Source organism: Mesorhizobium sp. M6A.T.Ce.TU.016.01.1.1, from assembly GCF_003997065.1.
Lineage (GTDB): Bacteria > Pseudomonadota > Alphaproteobacteria > Rhizobiales > Rhizobiaceae > Mesorhizobium > Mesorhizobium mediterraneum.
Window position 1 is genome coordinate 1 of sequence record NZ_RZTJ01000125.1, and the last position, 477, is coordinate 477.

1 protein-coding gene is annotated in these 477 nt (G+C 54.5%); it reads right to left on the minus strand.

Annotated elements, in window-relative coordinates; genetic code table 11:
• Positions 1-36: 36 nt before the first annotated feature.
• The coding region (locus tag EOC94_RS33565) for a hypothetical protein (RefSeq protein ID WP_210212112.1) at positions 37-477 on the minus strand (441 nt) is incomplete at its 5' end.

A 477-nucleotide genomic window follows, 5' to 3' on the forward strand; every position in this document is an offset into this window, starting at 1 on the left:
CGTCACTTTTTAGCAGTCCGGCCTGCCGCGCACCCCTTAAAGGAATGTCCCCGCCAAATCTCCAAAGCCCGAGAGTATGCCCCCGATGACTACTAGCAGAGCTTCGACGGTGCGAACCAGCGGCTTGTGCGCTGCCTCTGCCCAAGAAGCAAAGGCCCTGAATTTGCGGAGCGGTTCCACGGAATCCGGATGTGTCTCCAACCCCATGTCAGAGAAAGACCCTTCGATTTCATCGCTGACAATTTGTGGAGATAGCTGCCAGACCTCCTCCACCAAAACGTATAGGAAACCTAGCGTCCCCAATACGGTGCCCGCTCGGTTCAATGGCAGATAGTTGCCATCCATGCAGTAGGAGAAAGCAATTGAAACCACGAAGTATCCCATCGTTGCCACTGCTACGGGCGGGGCAATTAGCAGGAGCGCCGGGTACTGCAACTGAACGAAGATAAATAGATTTCGTATGCTACCGACAGGCTC